This is a genomic window from Pedobacter sp. 01N416, from assembly GCF_056399685.1.
Genome location: NZ_JBFTRT010000976.1, coordinates 1 through 798 on the forward strand (window position 1 = coordinate 1; position 798 = coordinate 798).

A 798-nucleotide genomic window follows, 5' to 3' on the forward strand; every position below is an offset into this window, starting at 1 on the left:
CCTTTAGATGAGGCAGGTAACGCGACACCGAAATTTATGCTTTTCCGCGAAGCGATTAAAAAGAATTTGCCCGCAAACCAAATACTTCCTGTTGTACCTGCCGCCAAGCCGGCAGCTGCATTGCCTGTAATTACCTTTACCAAATCAACAGACATCTTTAACCTGATTGGGAAACCACAATTAAGTGAAAAACCATTAACCTTCGAAGCCCTTAACCAACCTTATGGTTTTGTATTGTACAGCAGCACAATAAAAGGTGGACGCAAAGGCATAATTAAAATCAACGAGCTGCGCGATTATGGCCTGGTATATATCAATAAAAAACTTGTTGGTGTTTTAGATAGAAGGCTTTACCAGGATAGTTTAACAGTTAATCTTCCCGCTGGCAATGTACAACTGGATATTTTAGTAGAAAACATGGGTAGGATTAATTTTGGGCCTTACCTGCTTAAAAATAATAAGGGGATAAGCAAAAGCGTAACCTTCAACGGTACTGAGATTAAATCGTGGAAAATGTACCCACTGCCATTTGATACTGTAAACACTCAAAAATTATTGCCTAAGGTAATTAGCCAATCGGCCGCTGTACTTAAAACTGCTTCTTTTAATTTAACAAAAGTAGCAGATACTTATTTAGATATGCGCAAATGGGGCAAAGGCGTGGTTTGGGTTAATGGACATAATTTGGGGAAATATTGGAGCATTGGACCTCAACAAACCATTTATTTGCCAGCAGAATGGTTAAAAAAAGGAAAGAATGAAATTGTAGTTTTCGAACTGCTTAAACCTACACAGCAT

General features: G+C 38.6%; 1 pseudogene. It reads left to right on the top strand.

From position 1 onward, the window contains the following. A pseudogene (locus AC1DND_RS28770) lies at nt 1–798 on the top strand (beta-galactosidase); the annotation flags it as partial.